This window comes from Leifsonia poae (assembly GCF_020009625.1).
Taxonomy (GTDB): domain Bacteria; phylum Actinomycetota; class Actinomycetes; order Actinomycetales; family Microbacteriaceae; genus Leifsonia; species Leifsonia poae_A.
This window is the reverse complement of record NZ_JAIHLP010000002.1, coordinates 3499733-3515350: the sequence shown is the minus strand read 5'-3', so window position 1 is coordinate 3515350 and position 15618 is coordinate 3499733. Positions and strand designations below refer to the sequence as shown.

The 15618-nt window shown below is 67.3% G+C and carries 21 protein-coding genes; 8 read left to right on the top strand and 13 right to left on the bottom strand.

The genetic code is table 11. The features are described from left to right. Nucleotides 1-18 precede the first annotated feature (18 nt). From K5L49_RS17500 to K5L49_RS17490, 3 genes are read right to left on the bottom strand one after another with little or no spacing between them, the layout of a single operon-like run. Nucleotides 19-1095 carry an SRPBCC family protein gene (locus K5L49_RS17500; protein WP_223694804.1) on the bottom strand — a complete coding sequence of 359 codons (1077 nt, stop codon included), beginning with the start codon at nt 1093-1095 and terminating at the stop codon, nt 19-21. Then, entirely contained in the window at nt 1092-1475 is a 384-nt protein-coding gene (locus K5L49_RS17495; protein ID WP_223694802.1) for an ArsR/SmtB family transcription factor, read from the bottom strand. Before K5L49_RS17495 ends, K5L49_RS17500 begins: the two co-directional genes overlap by 4 nt. Before the next feature lie 43 nt (nt 1476-1518). Then, on the bottom strand, nt 1519-2103 hold the full coding sequence (locus K5L49_RS17490; RefSeq protein ID WP_223694800.1) for a TetR/AcrR family transcriptional regulator: 585 nt from the start codon (nt 2101-2103) through the stop codon (nt 1519-1521). Between the two features lie 89 nt (nt 2104-2192). Here K5L49_RS17490 and K5L49_RS17485 point away from each other — a divergent pair, with 89 nt between their 5' ends. Continuing rightward, entirely contained in the window at nt 2193-2654 is a 462-nt protein-coding gene (locus K5L49_RS17485) for a DUF1772 domain-containing protein (RefSeq protein ID WP_223694798.1), read from the top strand. 184 nt (nt 2655-2838) lie between these two features. Here the strand turns inward: K5L49_RS17485 and K5L49_RS17480 are convergent, their stop codons facing one another. From K5L49_RS17480 to infC, 4 genes are all read right to left on the bottom strand, one after another. Beyond that, on the bottom strand, nt 2839-3666 hold the full coding sequence (locus K5L49_RS17480; RefSeq protein WP_223694796.1) for a TrmH family RNA methyltransferase: 828 nt from the start codon (nt 3664-3666) through the stop codon (nt 2839-2841). A 134-nt stretch (nt 3667-3800) separates the two neighbouring features. Continuing rightward, nucleotides 3801-4187: a 50S ribosomal protein L20 gene (gene rplT, locus K5L49_RS17475; protein WP_055891081.1), complete on the bottom strand. Its 387-nt coding sequence runs from the start codon at nt 4185-4187 to the stop codon at nt 3801-3803. Between the two features lie 28 nt (nt 4188-4215). Next, complete coding sequence (gene rpmI, locus K5L49_RS17470) at nt 4216-4410, bottom strand: 50S ribosomal protein L35 (RefSeq protein WP_055891076.1); 195 nt, start codon at nt 4408-4410, stop codon at nt 4216-4218. After that, on the bottom strand, nt 4410-5090 hold the full coding sequence (infC, locus tag K5L49_RS17465) for a translation initiation factor IF-3 (RefSeq protein WP_223695325.1): 681 nt from the start codon (nt 5088-5090) through the stop codon (nt 4410-4412). The genes rpmI and infC overlap by 1 nt, the downstream gene beginning before the upstream one ends. A gap of 246 nt (nt 5091-5336) precedes the next feature. On the opposite strand from infC, the gene K5L49_RS17460 reads away from it, so the two are divergent. Together K5L49_RS17460 and K5L49_RS17455 are read left to right on the top strand one after the other, a co-directional pair. Continuing rightward, complete coding sequence (locus K5L49_RS17460) at nt 5337-5711, top strand: DUF1844 domain-containing protein (RefSeq protein ID WP_374107696.1); 375 nt, start codon at nt 5337-5339, stop codon at nt 5709-5711. Nucleotides 5712-5761: 50 nt separating this feature from the next. After that, the gene (locus K5L49_RS17455; protein ID WP_223694794.1) at nt 5762-7570 is read left to right on the top strand and encodes a gamma-glutamyltransferase family protein; all 1809 of its coding nucleotides are present in this window, start codon (nt 5762-5764) and stop codon (nt 7568-7570) included. 168 nt (nt 7571-7738) lie between these two features. On the opposite strand, the gene K5L49_RS17450 is transcribed toward K5L49_RS17455, so the two are convergent. After that, nucleotides 7739-9166 (bottom strand): amidase, encoded by a 1428-nt coding sequence (locus K5L49_RS17450; protein WP_223694792.1) that lies wholly within the window; start codon nt 9164-9166, stop codon nt 7739-7741. Between the two features lie 72 nt (nt 9167-9238). Here K5L49_RS17450 and K5L49_RS17445 point away from each other — a divergent pair, with 72 nt between their 5' ends. From K5L49_RS17445 to K5L49_RS17430, 4 genes are all read left to right on the top strand, one after another. Continuing rightward, the gene (locus K5L49_RS17445; RefSeq protein WP_223694790.1) at nt 9239-9940 is read left to right on the top strand and encodes a hypothetical protein; all 702 of its coding nucleotides are present in this window, start codon (nt 9239-9241) and stop codon (nt 9938-9940) included. Nucleotides 9941-10064: 124 nt separating this feature from the next. Further along, the gene (locus K5L49_RS17440; RefSeq protein WP_223694788.1) at nt 10065-10427 is read left to right on the top strand and encodes a GntR family transcriptional regulator; all 363 of its coding nucleotides are present in this window, start codon (nt 10065-10067) and stop codon (nt 10425-10427) included. Continuing rightward, the gene (locus tag K5L49_RS17435; RefSeq protein ID WP_223694786.1) at nt 10424-11341 is read left to right on the top strand and encodes an ABC transporter ATP-binding protein; all 918 of its coding nucleotides are present in this window, start codon (nt 10424-10426) and stop codon (nt 11339-11341) included. Before K5L49_RS17440 ends, K5L49_RS17435 begins: the two co-directional genes overlap by 4 nt. Next, nucleotides 11338-12114, top strand: a complete 777-nt coding sequence (locus K5L49_RS17430; RefSeq protein ID WP_223694784.1) for a hypothetical protein — start codon at nt 11338-11340, stop codon at nt 12112-12114. The genes K5L49_RS17435 and K5L49_RS17430 overlap by 4 nt, the downstream gene beginning before the upstream one ends. A gap of 200 nt (nt 12115-12314) precedes the next feature. On the opposite strand, the gene K5L49_RS17425 is transcribed toward K5L49_RS17430, so the two are convergent. Next, nucleotides 12315-12743: a VOC family protein gene (locus K5L49_RS17425; protein ID WP_223694782.1), complete on the bottom strand. Its 429-nt coding sequence runs from the start codon at nt 12741-12743 to the stop codon at nt 12315-12317. Nucleotides 12744-12775: 32 nt separating this feature from the next. Between K5L49_RS17425 and K5L49_RS17420 the strand changes: the two genes are divergently transcribed. Beyond that, nucleotides 12776-13144 carry a DMT family transporter gene (locus K5L49_RS17420; protein ID WP_223694780.1) on the top strand — a complete coding sequence of 123 codons (369 nt, stop codon included), beginning with the start codon at nt 12776-12778 and terminating at the stop codon, nt 13142-13144. 13 nt (nt 13145-13157) lie between these two features. On the opposite strand, the gene K5L49_RS17415 is transcribed toward K5L49_RS17420, so the two are convergent. The 4 genes from K5L49_RS17415 to K5L49_RS17400 are packed head-to-tail and all read right to left on the bottom strand — an operon-like array spanning nt 13158 to nt 15608. Continuing rightward, nucleotides 13158-13706 (bottom strand): EXPERA domain-containing protein, encoded by a 549-nt coding sequence (locus tag K5L49_RS17415; RefSeq protein WP_223694778.1) that lies wholly within the window; start codon nt 13704-13706, stop codon nt 13158-13160. A gap of 44 nt (nt 13707-13750) precedes the next feature. Continuing rightward, nucleotides 13751-14329, bottom strand: coding sequence for a GNAT family N-acetyltransferase (locus K5L49_RS17410; protein ID WP_223694776.1), 579 nt, complete (start codon nt 14327-14329; stop codon nt 13751-13753). A gap of 53 nt (nt 14330-14382) precedes the next feature. Next, the gene (locus K5L49_RS17405) at nt 14383-15075 is read right to left on the bottom strand and encodes a uracil-DNA glycosylase (RefSeq protein WP_223694774.1); all 693 of its coding nucleotides are present in this window, start codon (nt 15073-15075) and stop codon (nt 14383-14385) included. 14 nt (nt 15076-15089) lie between these two features. Continuing rightward, nucleotides 15090-15608 carry a phosphoribosyltransferase gene (locus tag K5L49_RS17400; protein ID WP_223694772.1) on the bottom strand — a complete coding sequence of 173 codons (519 nt, stop codon included), beginning with the start codon at nt 15606-15608 and terminating at the stop codon, nt 15090-15092. Nucleotides 15609-15618 lie beyond the last annotated feature (10 nt).

The following is a 15618-nucleotide window of genomic DNA, read 5'->3' as shown; positions in this document are numbered from 1 at the left end:
CGTGGAGAACTCGGCGGATCAGTCGCTTGTGGAGGAACCCGTTCCGGCGTCGTGTTCCGCGTACACCTCGTATGCGGCCTCCCAGAGTGCGGCGGTCTCCGGCACGCTCAGTCCGTTGAGCAACAGGGTCAAGCCATCGACGAGGGAGTGCCATCCGGCCGCGAAATCGGGCGCCGACCGCATCCTGCCCGCCCCGAAGACATCGGGGATCGCCTCCTGGTCGAGCACGAAGAGTGTGCCCTCCACCGTCTCCGACAGCCGGATCGTCACGGCCGACCGGTCAGGGCCCCAGGCGAACGAGATCAGTCGCCCGGGCTCGAGCGCGAGAACCTCCATGTCATGCACTCCGTCGGGCACGTTCGCGTCACCCAGTCGGAACATGTCACCCATCCGGAGCGGCCTCTCCCGCACCGGATCGTCCGGCCAGCTCACGACGGGCCACAGCCAGCGGCCGATCCGTTCGGGCGTCGTCAGCACATCCCACACCGCGTCCATGGGCGCGTCGAGCAGGCGTTCCAGATGCACGCCAGAGCCCGCTTCCACCCGAACTGTCGAGGCCGGCACGAGGGCCGCCTCGACGCGACGATACTCGTCGAGCGCGGCATCGAAAGCAGCGGGGTCGGCGGCCCCACCGACGTAGCCGAGCTCGCCGACCGACGACCGCTCGTCGCCGACCTCGCGGGAGAGGTGCGTGAGCGCATCCTCCCAGCCGGCGCCGTACACCGAGGCGGTGACCGCCTGAACTCGGCGATGCACCAGGGTGAGACGCGAACGATCGTCCCCGACGGAACTCACACTCACCTCGACTTCGGTCTCCCCTTCGTTCTCACCCGAACGGCTGAACTGCCAGGCGATCACGATGCGGCGCTCCGGCTCGCAGTCGATCACCCGTCCGAGCACGATCGCATCGACGCCGGGGCCGCCCATCCTCAGCCGGTATCCACCCTCATAGGCTTCGTATCGGCCGATCCAGCGGGCGAGCCGCTCCGGGTCGGTGAGCGCGCTCCAGAGCTCCGACGCGGATGCGGCGAACTCCCGTTCCACGGTCACCGTCCGTCGCGCGCCGTCCAGCGCGATCTCTCCCCAGATCGTCACGATGCTTCCCGTCCTCTGCCTGTCGTCGTCTCTGCCACTGCCACCGCATCGGCCGCTGCCGCGCGCCTGACGCCGCGGGCCAGTTCGGTCTCGAGAGCATCGAGGCGCTGCGACCAGAATCCGCGCACCTCGTCGAACCACACGGCCGCAGCCTCGATCCGGTCGCGGTCGAGCGAGTAGATCCGCTGTTTTCCCTCTACTCTGCTGGTGACCAGACCCGTCTCGCGCAGCACCCTCAGGTGGCGGGATGCGGCCGGCTGGCTGATGCCGAATTCCACCGCGGCGCGTTCGGCGAGCGACCCCGCGGGCAGCTCACCCCGGGCGAGCAGCTCGACGAAGCGGCGTCGCACCGGGTCGCCGATCGACTCCAACGCATCCATCTCACGAATATATCGGATCTACGTTATATAACGCCAGGATTAATTAATGTTCCTGGGTGAGCCTCGCCATGAGTGCCAGCGCCGCATCCCGCGCCGCCACGACGATGACCTCATCGGGGATGTCTGTGCCGGCCGCCGCCGCAACCGCGGCATTGATGCTGAGAAAGGCCATCCGCACCAGGAGCACCCGTCGAGGGTCGCTCTCCCTGACCGTCAGAACGGCAGCCACACCCTCGAGCCCCTCCCCGATCCGGGCTCCGGATGCGCCGTCGATGCCCCCGAGGAGTCGCGGGTTCGCATTGACGAACCGGATGCCACGCAGCTTGTCGACCGAGAAGGAGTCGATCCACCGCAGCACCGCACGCTCCAGCAGGTCGGGAGCGTCCGGCTCCGCCTCGACCCAGTGGAGAAGGTCGCGAACCTCAGACCCCCGCGTCTCGAAGACCGAGCGCACGATCTCCTCCTTGCCCGCGAAGTGGTAGTAGAGCGATGCCTTGTTGATCCCCAGGGCTTCGGCGATCTGACGCATCGACGTCGCCTCATACCCCTGCGAGCCGAAGAGTGTCAGCGCAACCATCTGGGCTTCGGCCTTGGTCTCGGCGCCGGTACGCCGCCGTGTCTCATTCATCCACCCAGTCTATTCGACAATCTAACTACCGTTAGGTAGGCTAGCGATCTGGCCGGCGGTCACCTCGGGTGACAGGAAAGGAACACCCCATGGGGATCGTCATCATCGAAGCTGTCGCTCTGGTGCTCGCAGGCCTCCTCGCCGGCGAAGAGCTGATCGTGCGCTACGGCGTGCAGCCCGCGCTCACCGCGCTCGAAGATCGGGCGCACATCCTCGCCCGCGTAGCCCTCGTCAAACGACTGAAAGTCGTGGTGCCGATCATCATGGTTCCGACCGTGCTGGCCGCCGCCGCCACTCTGATCACGGCTGGAACGGGCGACGGGCTGCTCTGGCGCTGGGCCGGCATGGCCGCCCTCGTCGCATTCGTTCTGTTCTCGTTCCTCGGAACCGTGCCGATCAACATGAAGGTCAACGACTGGGATGCCGACGCCCCGCCCGCCGACTGGAAAGCAGTCGTGCGCCGGTGGCAGACCATCGACGTCTTCCGCTCCTCGGCCGCGATCGTGACATTCGTGTGCTTCACCGTCGCCCTGGCCGTCCAACTCCCCTGACTCGCCCCGCGCCCTCGACCCGCACCCTCTCTCGCGCGCCCGCCCCACTCGCCCGACCCCACTCGCCCGACCCCACTCGCCCGACCCCACTCGCCCGACCCCGCGAAAAGTACCCCGCGAGTCCACCCGAACTCGCGCGAAAACCGCCGAGTACACGAACCATTCGTGGACTCGGCTGGTTCGGTCAGAGGGCGGGGAGAGGCGAGGCGGGGGCGGAGCGCTGGGCGAAAGCCGACTCGTAAAGGCAGACGGATGCGGCGGTCGCCAGGTTCATGGACTCGGCCCGACCGTAGATGGGAACCGTGACCACACGGTCGACCAGCTGCAGCATGTCGTCGGCGAGGCCGCGCGCTTCGTTGCCGAACACCCACGCGGTCGGGCGCGCCAGCTGACCGTCGGTGCGGGCCTCCAAAAGGTCCTCGCCCTTGATGTCGGCGGCGAGGATCTGCAGGCCGGCCGCATGCGCTCGCTCGACAACGTCGTCGAGGGTGGCACCGACCGCGACGGGAACGTGGAACAGCGAACCGGTGGTGGAGCGCACCACCTTGGGGTTGTACAGGTCGACGGTGCGGCCGGTTAATACCACCGCATCCGCCCCCGCCGAGTCGGCTGCCCGGATGATCGTGCCAGCGTTGCCGGGGTCGCGCACCTCCTCGAGAACGGCGACGAGGCGCGGTTCACCCGAGAAGATGTCTCGGATGGAGGTGGGGAACTGACGGCAGACCGAGACGAACCCCTGGGGTGTGACCGTGTCGGCCATCACTTCCAGCACCTGCTCGGTGACGAATTCGACATCGACGCCGGCCTCGACCGCCGTCTGGGCGATATCGCTGTAGCGCTCGAGCGCAGTCGGCGTCGCATAGAGCTCCACGACCAGCTCCGGGCGGAAGGCCAGGGCCTCGGCGACGGCCTGCGGACCCTCCAAAAGAAAAAGCCCGGTCTCCGACCGGGCGCTGCGCTTGGCGAGTTTGGCCACGGCCCGAACTCGGGGCGAACGCGGATTATCGAGCATGCTCCCAGCCTAGTGCCGCATCCGCGCGATTCCGCGGATCTCGCCTCGCGCTGGCGGCGGCCGGCGGCCGCACACGAAGAGAACCCGGCCGACGGGCGACCGGGTTCTCTTCGTGGTGCTCATGCTCAGTGAGCTCAGGCAGCAGCCTTCGGGGCCGAGGTGTCGGCGGGCAGCGCCTTCTTGGCGGTCTGGACGAGCGCCGCGAACGTGGCGGGCTCGTTGACGGCCAGCTCGGCGAGGATGCGGCGGTCGACCTCGACACCGGCAAGACCCAGACCCTGGATCAGACGGTTGTAGGTGAGCCCGTTCGCGCGGCTCGCGGCGTTGATGCGCTGGATCCACAGGCGACGGAAGTCACCCTTGCGGGCACGGCGGTCACGGTAGCTGTAGACCAGCGAGTGAGTGACCTGCTCCTTGGCCTTGCGGTACAGGCGCGACCGCTGGCCGCGGTAACCCTCGGCACGCTCAAGGATGACCCGACGCTTCTTGTGGGCGTTGACCGCCCTTTTTACTCTTGCCATTTCTCAATCTTCCTTACGTCGGGTGGGGTTACTTGCCGAGCATGCGGCGGATGACTTTGGCATCCACCTCGGGAACGACCTGTTCCTGGTTCAGGCGGCGCTTGCGGTCGCTGGACTTGACCTCCAGGTTGTGGCGCATGCCGGCCTGCTGCTTCATGACCTTGCCGCTGCCGGTGATCTTGAAGCGCTTCTTGGCCCCGGAGTGGGTCTTCTGCTTGGGCATTATTTCTCCTCGGTCGTCGCCTGGGCGGGCGAACTCTCGTCGTTCTGCGCAGAGTCGTCTGCGGCAGCAACCGGCTCGTCGGCGGGGGCATGGGCCCGCGCCTTGGAGGCGGCACGTTGTGCGTTGGCCTCGGCTTTGGCCTCCGACTTGTTCTTCAGCGGGCCGATCACCATGACCATGTTGCGACCGTCGATGGTCGGGGTGGATTCCACGGTGCCGAATTCGGCGACATCTTCAGCGAATCGCTGCAGCAGGCGCACGCCCTGGTCGGGGCGCGACTGCTCGCGACCACGGAACAGGATCATGGCTTTGACCTTGTCGCCCGCCTTCAGGAAGCCTTCGGCGCGCTTGCGCTTGGTCTCGTAGTCGTGCTTATCGATTTTGAGGCGGAAACGAACCTCTTTGAGAATCGTGTTCGCCTGGTTGCGCCGGGCCTCTTTCGCCTTCTGCGCAGCCTCGTACTTGAATTTGCCGTAGTCCATGATCTTCGCGACAGGCGGCTTGGAGTTGGGAGCAACCTCAACCAGATCCAGGTCTGCTTCCTGCGCGAGACGGAGGGCGACCTCGATTTTGACGACGCCGACCTGCTCTCCGCCAGGGCCGACAAGTCGAACTTCCGGGACGCGGATACGGTCATTGGTACGGGGATCGCTGATGCGTTTCTCCTCTGATCTAGCGATGCTTTCGAGCCTCGCTCCCGTCGGTCGACGGTCACGGCGAAAGAGGATTTTCCACGCACCAACGCATTCCCGCGAATCTCTTCGCGGGACTGGTACCACACCCTGTCTACCACCACGCTGGCGGCGCGGCGGCGGAGTGCAACAACCCGGTAACCTAATGAAGCGGTCAAACGCGGGTGGGAGGAATCTCCACTTTCGTCCGAAGCATACGCTTCGGAGCCCGAACGATTCTAACAGAGGAATGCAGTGAGCGACACACCCGAGGTGCACGTGTACAGCGAGACCGCCGAAGAGGCGTACGATTCGGCGGCGCGAGACATCGCCGAGGTCCCTGCCGTGGAGGTCATCACCACCACCGCCGTGCACCTGATGAGCGCCGCCGCCGTCAAATGCGGGCTGGCCGATGATCCGGCCGCGCAGATCGATCTCGACGAGGCGCGCAAACTCATCGACGCCCTCGCCGGCCTGGTCACCGCGAGCGCCGCCCACCTCGGGGATCAACACGCCCGCAGCCTGCGCGACGGGCTGCGCTCCCTGCAGCTCGCCTTCCGCGAGGCGTCGCCTTTCCCCGACGAGATCGGCAAAGGCCCCGGCGAGAAGTACACCGGACCGGTCAACTAGCCCGACCCCGCTGGCCTTGCCCCCGGGGGCAGGTCGCTAGCCTGACGGGCATGGGTTTCACGCCGCCGTCACCGTTCACCACCCGCCCCACGCTCGAGGGCACCTTCGGGATGTCCGCATCCACGCATTGGATCGCCACCGCGTGCTCCCAGTCCGTTCTCGAACGGGGCGGCAACGCGTTCGACGCTGTCACGGCGGCCGCGTTCGTCCTCCACGTCGTGGAGCCGCACCTGAACGGGCCCGGCGGAGACATGACCGCCATTTTCGCGACCGCAGACGACCCTACCCCGACCGTGCTCGCCGGCCAGGGGCCGGCGCCGGCCGGAGCGACACGCGAGCACTACCTCGCCGAGGGTCTGGAGCTCGTTCCCGGATCGGGCGCGCTCGCTGCCGCGGTTCCCGGCGCGGTGGACGCGTGGCTGCTGCTCCTGCGCGACCACGGCACGTGGGAGCTGGGCGATGTGCTCGCATACGCGATCGGATACGCCCGCGACGGGCACCCGTTGCTCGGCCGGGTCCGCGCGACAATCGCCGCCGTCGAGCGCCTGTTCACCGAGCACTGGCCGAGCTCCGCCGACCGTTGGCTGCCGGACGGGCGGCTGCCGGAGGTCGGCGAGATCGTCACCAACCCGGCGTACGCGGCGGTGTTGGAGCGGCTCGTGGACTCGGGCGCCGGAGCCGCAGACCGCTCATCCAGGATCGAGGCCGCCCGCACGGAATGGAAGACCGGTCCCGTTGCCACCGAGACTGCCGCGTTCCTCTCCCGCCCACACCGCCACTCGACAGGGACCGATCATGCCGGTGTGATCACAGCCGCCGACTTCGCGGCGTTCAGCGCCACCTACGAGCCGGCCGCGACCCTGGAGTTCCGCGGTCACACGATCGCGAAGACCGGCCCGTGGGGGCAGGGGCCGGCCCTGCTGCAGACCCTGGCGATCCTCGACGGCTTCGACGACGACCATCTCGATCCGTCGACAGCGGTCGGCGCTCACACCATCCTGGAGGCGCAGAAGCTGGCATATGCCGACCGCGAGGCATACTACGGCGAGGGCAACGTTCCTCTCGCCACCTTGCTCTCTCCGGCCTACGCCGCCGAGCGCCGCGCCCTCATCGGCGATCGCGCCTCGGCGGAGTTCCGGCCGGGCTCCGTCGAAGGGGTGACGCCGTTCGTGCCGCCGCTTCGCACTGCCTACGACCTTCCCGACGACGGAAGTGCGGCCTCCGCCCGAGGCATCGCCGGTGAGCCGGCTGTGCGGCCCAGCGGCGAGACGCGGGGCGACACATGCCACATCGATGTCGTCGACCGCTGGGGCAACATCGTCTCGGCCACCCCGTCGGGCGGCTGGCTGCAGTCGTCGCCGACGATTCCCGCGCTCGGATTCTGTCTGGGATCTCGTCTGCAGATGACCTGGCTCGAGGAGGGGTCGCCGTCGACGCTGTCGCCGGGCCGACGCCCCCGGACGACGCTCACGCCGACGTTGGTCGTGAGGGACGGCCGTCCGGTCGTGGCCTTGGGCTCGCCCGGAGGCGACCAGCAGGACCAGTGGCAGCTGCTCTACCTGTTGCGGACCATCGTCGGCGGATACACGCCCCAGCAGGCCGTGGACGCACCGGCCCTGCATAGCACGTCCGTCCCTGGTTCTTTCTGGCCGCGCACCTGGGAGCCGGCGGGCGCCGTCGTCGAGGATCGCCTCGGCGACGCGGTGATCGCCGACCTGGAAGAGCGCGGGCATGTCATCACCCGCGCGGGAGACTGGGCGCTCGGTCGTCTCTCCTCGGTCGGCGTCGACCATCGCCGCGGCGTGCTGACCGCCGCGGCGAACCCCCGTGGTGCGCAGGGATACGCGGCCGGGCGCTAGCCGCGGCCGGGCGCGAATCGGCGAGGCGTCTTTACGCTGACCGGGTGAGGGGAAACGGTCCGCGGATCGTCTGGCGGCCGTCCGCGGGGAGTTCGCGGCGATCGAGCCCGTGCTGATGGGCGAACTGGTGACGGATGCGTGCCTCTCGAGAGCACCCGCAACCCTGCGTCACCAGGTGGGCGGGTAGCGCAGCGACCAGCGGATGCGCCGCTCCAGCTGCGCGGCGAGCGAGAGCAGGGTGCGCTCCCCGCCCGGCCGGCCGATCAGCTGCACGCCCATCGGCAGCCCGTCCATCGTCTGCGCGACCGGGAGCACGATCGCCGGCAGCCCCGAGACGTTGAGCATCGACGTGAAGGGGGTGTATTGCACCTGCTGCTCGAAGTTGCGTTCGCCGTCCTCCTGGTCGAACCAGCCCACCGGCCTCGGCGTCAGCGCGAGAGCCGGGGTCAGTACTGCGTCGAACGAGGAGAGCTGATCGATCATCGAGCGTTCGTAGGCGCTGAGGGCGGAGAGGGCCTCGCTCAGCTCGCGCGCGGAGAGTGCTCGACCACGGTGCATCAGCCAGCGGGTGAGCGGTTCGAGCAGGTTCTCGGCGTCGCCCTCGGCCGGGATGCTCGCCGCGCCCGCCTGCCAGATCGTGCGGAACGCGGGCGCATACGTCGGGTCGGGAACGAGAGCCGTCTCCTCGACGCCGTGCCCACGTTCGGCGAACGCCGTCACGGCGACGTCCAGGGCCGCGCGCGCCTCGGGCGACACGACGATCTCGTAGGCGTCATCCCAGGCCGAGGTCGTCATCACGCCCAGCCGGAAACGGCCCTCGCCGCGGATCGCGGTTCCGAGAAAGGGACCGTCGTCGTCGTAGGGCGCACGAAGCGTGTAGTGGTGGTTGATGCGGCCGTCGCGTTTGGCGATCATCCCGTCGAGCAGCAGCGCGGCGTCGGCGGTGGTCCGGGCGATCGGGCCATCGACGACGAGACCGGCGAGGGAGCCGATGCCGCTGCCGGCGGGCACGAGCCCGCGGGAGGGCTTGAGCCCAACGAGACCGCATGCCGCGGCGGGAATACGGATCGACCCTCCGCCGTCTGACCCGGGCGCGAAGGGCAACATCCCGCTCGCCACGGCGACCGCGGCGCCACCACTCGACCCACCGGCGCCGAGTTCCGGGTTCCACGGGTTTCGGGCCGGCGGCGCTGCGAGCGACTCAGTGTAGGCGGGGAGGCCGAACTCGGGCGCGTTGGTCTTTCCGAGGCTGACCCCGCCGGCCGCGTCGAGCGTTTCGACGATCTCGTCGGAGCTGTCGGGAACGAACCCCGCCATGAGGCGCGAGCCGAAGCCGGTGGGAACGCCGGCGCGCATCCAGAGATCTTTGTCGCCGAACGGCATGCCCCAGAGCGGCGCCGTTCTGGGAACCTCGGCGGTCACCCGGTCCGCTCGGGCAAGCGCCGCCTCCCGCGTGACGGTGACGAATGCGCCGAGCTCGGGATTCGACCGCTCGATCCGGTCGAGGTAGTGCTCGGCGAGCTCGCGAGGCGAGACCCGTCCGCTCTGGAGTTCCTGCCAGAGGGCGAGGGCGGTCAGCTCATGAAGGTCGGCCATGAATCGAGGCTAACCCCGCATCCGCGGCAGCGGCAGCGGCAGCGGCAGCGACCACCGCACTACCATGAGCACATGGACGACCAGCAACCCGTCGAGAAGCTCGTCGCGAGCCGCTCGGTCGTCAAAGCAGCCGCACGGTTCGAATCGCGGCATCCCGACTGGCTGGTCGATCACGCCCTGACGGTCGGCTGGGTGTGGGCCTTGTTCTGGATTCTGCTCCTCCTTCCTGCCGACCACTTCAGCTGGCACGCATTCGCCTGGATCCTCATCGTGGTCATCGCTGTGCTGCCGACATTCGGGGCGACGGTCGTAGTGCTGAGCCAGACCCCGCACTCCCACCTGAGGCGCAGCGAATCCGTTCTCGGCCACTTCTTCAGCCGCTTCGCCGCTTACGTCTTCGGTTTCGTCGTGTGGACGCTCTCTGTGGTCCTGAGTTCCGCCATCGCCGTGCAGTTGCAGAACGAGGGAAAGAACAACGAGATCGACACACTGGGCCTCGGGCTCTCGCTGCTCGTCGAGGTCGTTCCCGTGGTCATCCTGTTCCTCTGGCTGATGCTGATCTTCCGCTACGCCTGGTTCCTCTCGCGGCTGCGGGGCTGGCAGGCGCGGCCGACGCGCACGCGCATCCCGAAATCCTTCCTCGCCGACTCCCCGCGCACGTCGCGGCTTGTGGTCGGGCTGGCCCACCCCGGGCTCCTGGCCGCCACGGGCTCTTTCGCCGTGCTCATCGCGTTGCTGCTCTTCGTAGACGACGTCACCATCCATATCATCTGAGCCGCCGGCCCGGCTCGGCTCGTCGTCCGTTGCTGCAACTGGGGCTTGACAGCATCGGCACAGCCTGGTTAGTTAGTTACATCAGTAACTAACCCACGAAGTCGAGTGGGAGAAGGCGGTGCGAATGATCGAAGAAGGAAAGCCGATCTTCGTGCAGATCGCCGAACAGATCGAGAACGACATCATCGACGGCGCCTACCCCACCGAGACCCAGGTGCCCTCGACCAACGAGTTCGCGGCGTTCTATCGCATCAACCCCGCCACAGCCGGCAAAGGAGTCAACGTGCTGGTGGACGACGGGATTCTCTACAAGAAGAGGGGAATCGGCATGTTCGTCGCCGACGGCGCCCGCGAGCGCCTCATCGCGAAACGGCGCGACGCGTTTCGCACCGAATACCTCCGGCCGCTGCTCGCCGAAGCCGCCAAGCTCGGGATCGACCCTGGGCAACTCACCGAGATGATCACCACGGAAGGAATCAGCACATGACCGCCACCGCCACGCCGACCTCGATCGCACCGGCCGTGCACGTCGAAGGGCTCACCAAACGTTTCGGATCGTTCACCGCCGTCGACGACATCAGTTTCACCGTCAAGCCGAACAAGATCTACGGGCTGCTCGGCCGCAACGGAGCCGGCAAGACCACAATCATGCAGTTGCTCACCGGGCAAGACTTCGCCACCGCGGGCGAAGTGCGCGTGTTCGGCGAACGGCCGGTCGAGAACGCCCGCATCCTGCAGAACATCTGCTTCATCAAAGAGAGCCAGCGCTACCCCGATGATTTCCGTCCGAAGCACGTCTTCCGCAGCGCGCCGTGGTTCTTCGAGAACTGGGATTCCGACTTCGCCGAGCGCTTGATCGACGACTTCCGGCTGCCGGTCGACCGCCGCATCAAGAAGCTCTCCCGCGGCCAGCTTTCGGCCGTCGGCGTGATCGTCGGGCTCGCCGCGCGCGCGCCACTCACCTTCTTCGACGAACCGTATCTGGGCCTTGACGCCGTTGCCAGACAGATCTTCTACGATCGCCTGCTCGAAGACTTCTCCGAGCATCCGCGCACCGTCATCCTCTCCACCCACCTGATCGACGAGGTGGCCAACCTGCTCGAACACGTTCTCGTGGTCGATCAGGGCCGCATCCTGATGGATGAGGACGCAGAAGAGATGCGTGGCTCCGCCACCACCGTCGTCGGCCAGCGCGCGGCGGTGGAAGCCTTCGTGGCCGGCCACGATGTGCTGCATCGCGACGGCATCGGGGGGCTCGCCTCCGTGACCGTCGGCACCCTCAACCCGGCCCAGCGGGCCGAGGCCGTCGCCGCCGGACTTGAGCTCTCCCCCGTGTCCCTCCAGCAACTGATCGTCCGCAGAACGAACGTCCAAGCGACAGAATTCGAGCAGAGCGCATGACCGCCATCACCCCGGAGGCCGCGATCCTCCGCACCACCCCCGCGTCGGCCCACCGCATCTGGCGGGTCGTTCGCCTGAACCTCGTCAACAAATGGACGACGATCTGGCTGCCGATCATCATCATGGGCTTCATCTGGCTGGTGAACTACCTGATCTGGTGGATCATCTGGTTTGCGGCCGGCCCGGACGGCCGCGCGCATGCGCTGAACAACACCGAGTGGAGCGGCGGCGGTCTCTACATCTTCGTCTACATGCTCGTGCTCGGAATCCAGGTGGTGAGCCAGACCTTCCCGTTCTCGCTCGGATACAGCGTCACCCGCCGTGACTTCTCTCTCGGCTCCGCGCTGACGTTCGTGATGCTCGCGGCCGGGTACGCCGTCGGCTACACCGTCCTCGGGATCGTCGAGAAGGCGACGAACGGCTGGGGCCTCGGCGCCCACCTGTTCACGACGGTCTACTTCGGCGACTTCGGAATCTGGGGAAACCTGTTCATCGTCTTCGTCGGCATGCTCTTCTTCCTCTTCGTCGGCTCGACCAGCGCGACGATCTTCCTCCGCTGGAAGGTCAACGGAATGCTCCTCGCCGGCGCGATCCTGATCCTGCTTCTCATCGCGATCGTTGCCCTCATCACGGTCACCGGCGGCTGGCCGGCCGTCGGCTCGTGGTTCATCGCGATGGGGACGCTGGGGGTCACGGCGTGGCTTCTCATCCCGACGGCCCTCGCGGCCGTCACCGGGTACTTCGTCCTGCTCCGCGCCACACCGAAGAGCTGAGCGGCGCGGCCGGCACCCTCGCATGGACGTGGCCGGGAACACAGGATTCCCGGCCACGATTGTTCATCTGCCTCGTCACGGACGGCCCGCTCTGTCTCGCAACCGAGCCGCTCATTGATGACGTCGGTCTCACTCTAGAGCCGGCCCGCGATGGAGTCGGGAGAGTCTCCGGACATCCTGGACCAGCGCATAGGCAACCCTCAGTCTTCGTGCGCTCCCGCCGAATCCCCGAGCTCCTGGAAGACGGTGAGCTGCAGGTCTGCGGGCCCCGCGAGTCGCGAGTTGAGTGAATTCCACGGCGTCACCGTCGGTGGTGCGATCAACTCGGCGCCGCCCTCCACCAGCCGTTCGGTGACACCACGACTGTCCGCCACTTCGAAGGCCAGCCGGATGCGCGGCGCGACGGGTCGCCCCACCTCGACATCGTCGATCATCGCCTTCTGGGCCGAGTTCGCGATCTCGAGTGTCGCCCGACCCGCATCGAGGATGGCGACCCGCGCTCCCCCATCACCGCTGTACGACGCCTGCTCGTCGAGTCCCAGCACATCGCGGTAGAAGGCGAGGGCCTCCTCGTAGTCCTCCGCCTCCACCACGATGCGCAGCTGTCGCACCTTCGCTGTGTCATCCAATACTCGTCCTCCTCGATCGCTACGGTTGACCCGTGCCCGGTTTCCACCGGCTGACAGGAGCAACAGCCGTGTTCGGTTATCTCTTCCTCGGCATCGCGATCGCCACCGAAGTGGTCGCGACGACTTTCTTGAAGTTCACGTCGGGCGACAACCCGCGCTGGTGGGCATACGCCATCGTCATCGTCGGCTACGTCGCCTCGTTCGTCGCACTCTCCCAGTCGCTCTCCCGCGGCGTTCCGCTCGGCATCGCCTACGCCATCTGGTCGGCGGTCGGCGTCGTGGCCATCGTGCTGATCTCCTGGGTCTTCTTCAAGGAGTCGCTCACCTGGGTGCAGATCGCCGGCATCGTCCTCGTCATCGGCGGTGTCGGCCTGCTGGAGCTCGGCGGCAAGCACAGCTGAGCCGTGCCCGACCTCAGAACTTGCGGGTGAATGGGAGCGGTTTGCGCATCCGGATCAGCAGCAGCAACGGAATGAGCACATACGGTCCGTTGTAGAGCAGGAACATCCCAGGATTCGGCGTGCGCTCCCCCACAGCGCCGAAGAACTCCACACCGAAGATCGGGATGCCGGTCAGCGAGATGATCATCGTCGCGTAGATCACGGCGTAGAGCTGGATCCAGTTGAAACCCTTCACGAGCGCGACGATCAGCAGGATGTAGAACAGCACGTAGACGAATGCCGAGGTGCCGCTGATAAAGCGCAGCCAGAGCGGATGCGATTGGTACAGCGGGTCGAAGTTGGATGAGTACGTGTAGTTCCACTGCACCAGGATGTTCTTCGAGTCGGCCACCTGGTCGAGCCCGAGCCCCTCCACCGAGTCGCTGATGATGCACGTCACGATGAAGAGCGAGAAGATGCAGAGGAAGAAGATATCGATGGGTCGCTTGCGCAGCGGCAGGTTCGCGGGCGTCGCGGGGGCGGCGGAGGCGACCGGGCGCTGCTCTGGAGTCGCGGTAGTCACGAGGACACCCTAGTGATTCCAGCGGCGCGCCGACGCCGGGCGCGCTATTTGAGCGACTTCTGCAGCAGCACCGTGCCGAGCCAACGGTCGAACTTGTAGCCGACCCGCCCCATCCGCCCGATCTCGGTGAAACCGAAGTTCTCGTGCATCTTGATGGACGCCTCGGCGCCCTTGTCGGCGATGACCGCGATCATCTCTTTGAGGCCGGCCTCCTTCGACCGGTCGATGAGGGCCTGCATGAGCACCGGGCCGAGACCCTTGCCGGTGGAGGCGGCGCCGAGGTAGATCGAGTTCTCAACGGTGAAACGATATGCGCGTTTCTGCTTCCAGGGCGAGACGAGCGCATACCCGAGGATCTGCCCGTTCGGAGACACCGCGACGAGGAACGGCATGCCGAGTTTCGTCAGGTAGGCGAACTTCGACTTCCACTCGCGGAGCGTCATCGCGTCTTCGTCGAATGTCACCGTGCTGTTCGCCACATAGTGGTTGTAGATCTCGCGCACCCAGGGCAGATCGGCGGCCACCGCGTACCGGATCTCGTACTCGAACGGCGCCTCGGCGGGTTCGGGTTTGCGCAGGTGCGGCGGCAGCGTGCGACGCGTCTGGTATTCCTCTTCAAGCACGCCACCAGCCTACGCGCCGCTCGTTTCGGCCAGGTTAAGCCTCGGCCGGGCCGTCACGCGTCGAGCGACCAGTCCACCGGGTCGAGCCCGCGGGCCTGCAGCAGCTCGTTGGTGCGCGAGAACGGGCGCGACCCGAAGAAGCCCCGCGAGGCCGAGAGCGGGCTCGGATGCGCCGACTCGATCACCGGGTTGTCGCCGAGCAGCGGCTTGAGCGTCGAGGCGTCGCGGCCCCAGAGGATCGCGACGAACGGCGTCTGCCGGGCGACGAGCGCGCGGATGGCGTGCTCGGTCACCGGCTCCCACCCTTTTCCGCGGTGCGAAGCGGGCTCCCCCGGCCGGACCGTGAGCACCCGGTTGAGCAGCATCACACCGTTGCGCGACCAGGCGCTCAGATCGCCGTGCGCCGGCGGCACGACGCCGAGATCGTCGTGCAGCTCCCGGTAGATGTTCTGCAGGCTGCGCGGCAGCGGGCGTACGTCGCGCTCCACGGCGAACGACAGACCGATCGGATGCCCCGGCGTCGGATACGGATCCTGCCCGACGATGAGCACCCGGACGTCGTCTAGCGGCGCCCCGAAAGCCCGCAGCACATTCGCGCCGGCCGGAAGATACCGGCGGCCCGCGGCGACCTCGCCGCGCAGGAACGACCCCATATCGGCGATCCGGTCGGCGACGGGTGCGAGCGCGGACGCCCAGCCAGCATCCATCGAACCATCGGAGACGAGCTCGGTCAGTGACTTCGGCACAGACTCCCCCGCGCTCACTCGCCCGCGGTCACCGGCGGCAGCGCAGACCAGGGGAAGGTGATCCAGCGGTCGGTCTTGCGCCAGACGAAATCGGGTTCGAGCGCGGTGTGCGGCTTGCTGTAGAGGCAGACGGTGCGAACCTCGGCACCGGAGGCGCGGATCAGCTCGACCACCATCGCGAGCGTGCGACCCGAGTCGGAGACGTCATCGACCAGCAGGACCCGCTTGGCCTTCAGCGCGGCCTCATCGAGCATCGGGGGCAGCAGCACCGGTTCGGGAAGGCGCTCGTCCACTCCGGTGTAGAACTCCACGTTGAGGGCGCCGCACGACTTGATGCCGAGCGCATACGAGATGGCGCCGGCGAGCAGCAGGCCGCCCCGGGCGATCGCGACGACCACATCCGGTTCGAAGCCGGACTCGACGACCTCGCCGGCGAGATGACGAGCCGCCTCGCCGAACTCCAGCCAGCCGAGCACCTCCCGTTCCGTCTCCGTGAGAACGGATGATCCTGAATCGTCGAGTGCGCCGGCCATCCCTCGATCG

What these genes read in the sequence shown, in the direction of transcription:
- K5L49_RS17495 (WP_223694802.1), bottom strand. Translation starts at nt 1,475, where the DNA reads ATGGATGCGTTGGAGTCGATCGGCGACCCGGTGCGACGCCGCTTCGTC.
- K5L49_RS17490 (WP_223694800.1), bottom strand. Translation starts at nt 2,103, where the DNA reads ATGAATGAGACACGGCGGCGTACCGGCGCCGAGACCAAGGCCGAAGCC.
- K5L49_RS17485 (WP_223694798.1), top strand. Translation starts at nt 2,193, where the DNA reads ATGGGGATCGTCATCATCGAAGCTGTCGCTCTGGTGCTCGCAGGCCTC.
- K5L49_RS17480 (WP_223694796.1), bottom strand. Translation starts at nt 3,666, where the DNA reads ATGCTCGATAATCCGCGTTCGCCCCGAGTTCGGGCCGTGGCCAAACTC.
- rplT (WP_055891081.1), bottom strand. Translation starts at nt 4,187, where the DNA reads ATGGCAAGAGTAAAAAGGGCGGTCAACGCCCACAAGAAGCGTCGGGTC.
- rpmI (WP_055891076.1), bottom strand. Translation starts at nt 4,410, where the DNA reads ATGCCCAAGCAGAAGACCCACTCCGGGGCCAAGAAGCGCTTCAAGATC.
- K5L49_RS17455 (WP_223694794.1), top strand. Translation starts at nt 5,762, where the DNA reads ATGGGTTTCACGCCGCCGTCACCGTTCACCACCCGCCCCACGCTCGAG.
- K5L49_RS17450 (WP_223694792.1), bottom strand. Translation starts at nt 9,166, where the DNA reads ATGGCCGACCTTCATGAGCTGACCGCCCTCGCCCTCTGGCAGGAACTC.
- K5L49_RS17445 (WP_223694790.1), top strand. Translation starts at nt 9,239, where the DNA reads ATGGACGACCAGCAACCCGTCGAGAAGCTCGTCGCGAGCCGCTCGGTC.
- K5L49_RS17440 (WP_223694788.1), top strand. Translation starts at nt 10,065, where the DNA reads ATGATCGAAGAAGGAAAGCCGATCTTCGTGCAGATCGCCGAACAGATC.
- K5L49_RS17435 (WP_223694786.1), top strand. Translation starts at nt 10,424, where the DNA reads ATGACCGCCACCGCCACGCCGACCTCGATCGCACCGGCCGTGCACGTC.
- K5L49_RS17430 (WP_223694784.1), top strand. Translation starts at nt 11,338, where the DNA reads ATGACCGCCATCACCCCGGAGGCCGCGATCCTCCGCACCACCCCCGCG.
- K5L49_RS17400 (WP_223694772.1), bottom strand. Translation starts at nt 15,608, where the DNA reads ATGGCCGGCGCACTCGACGATTCAGGATCATCCGTTCTCACGGAGACG.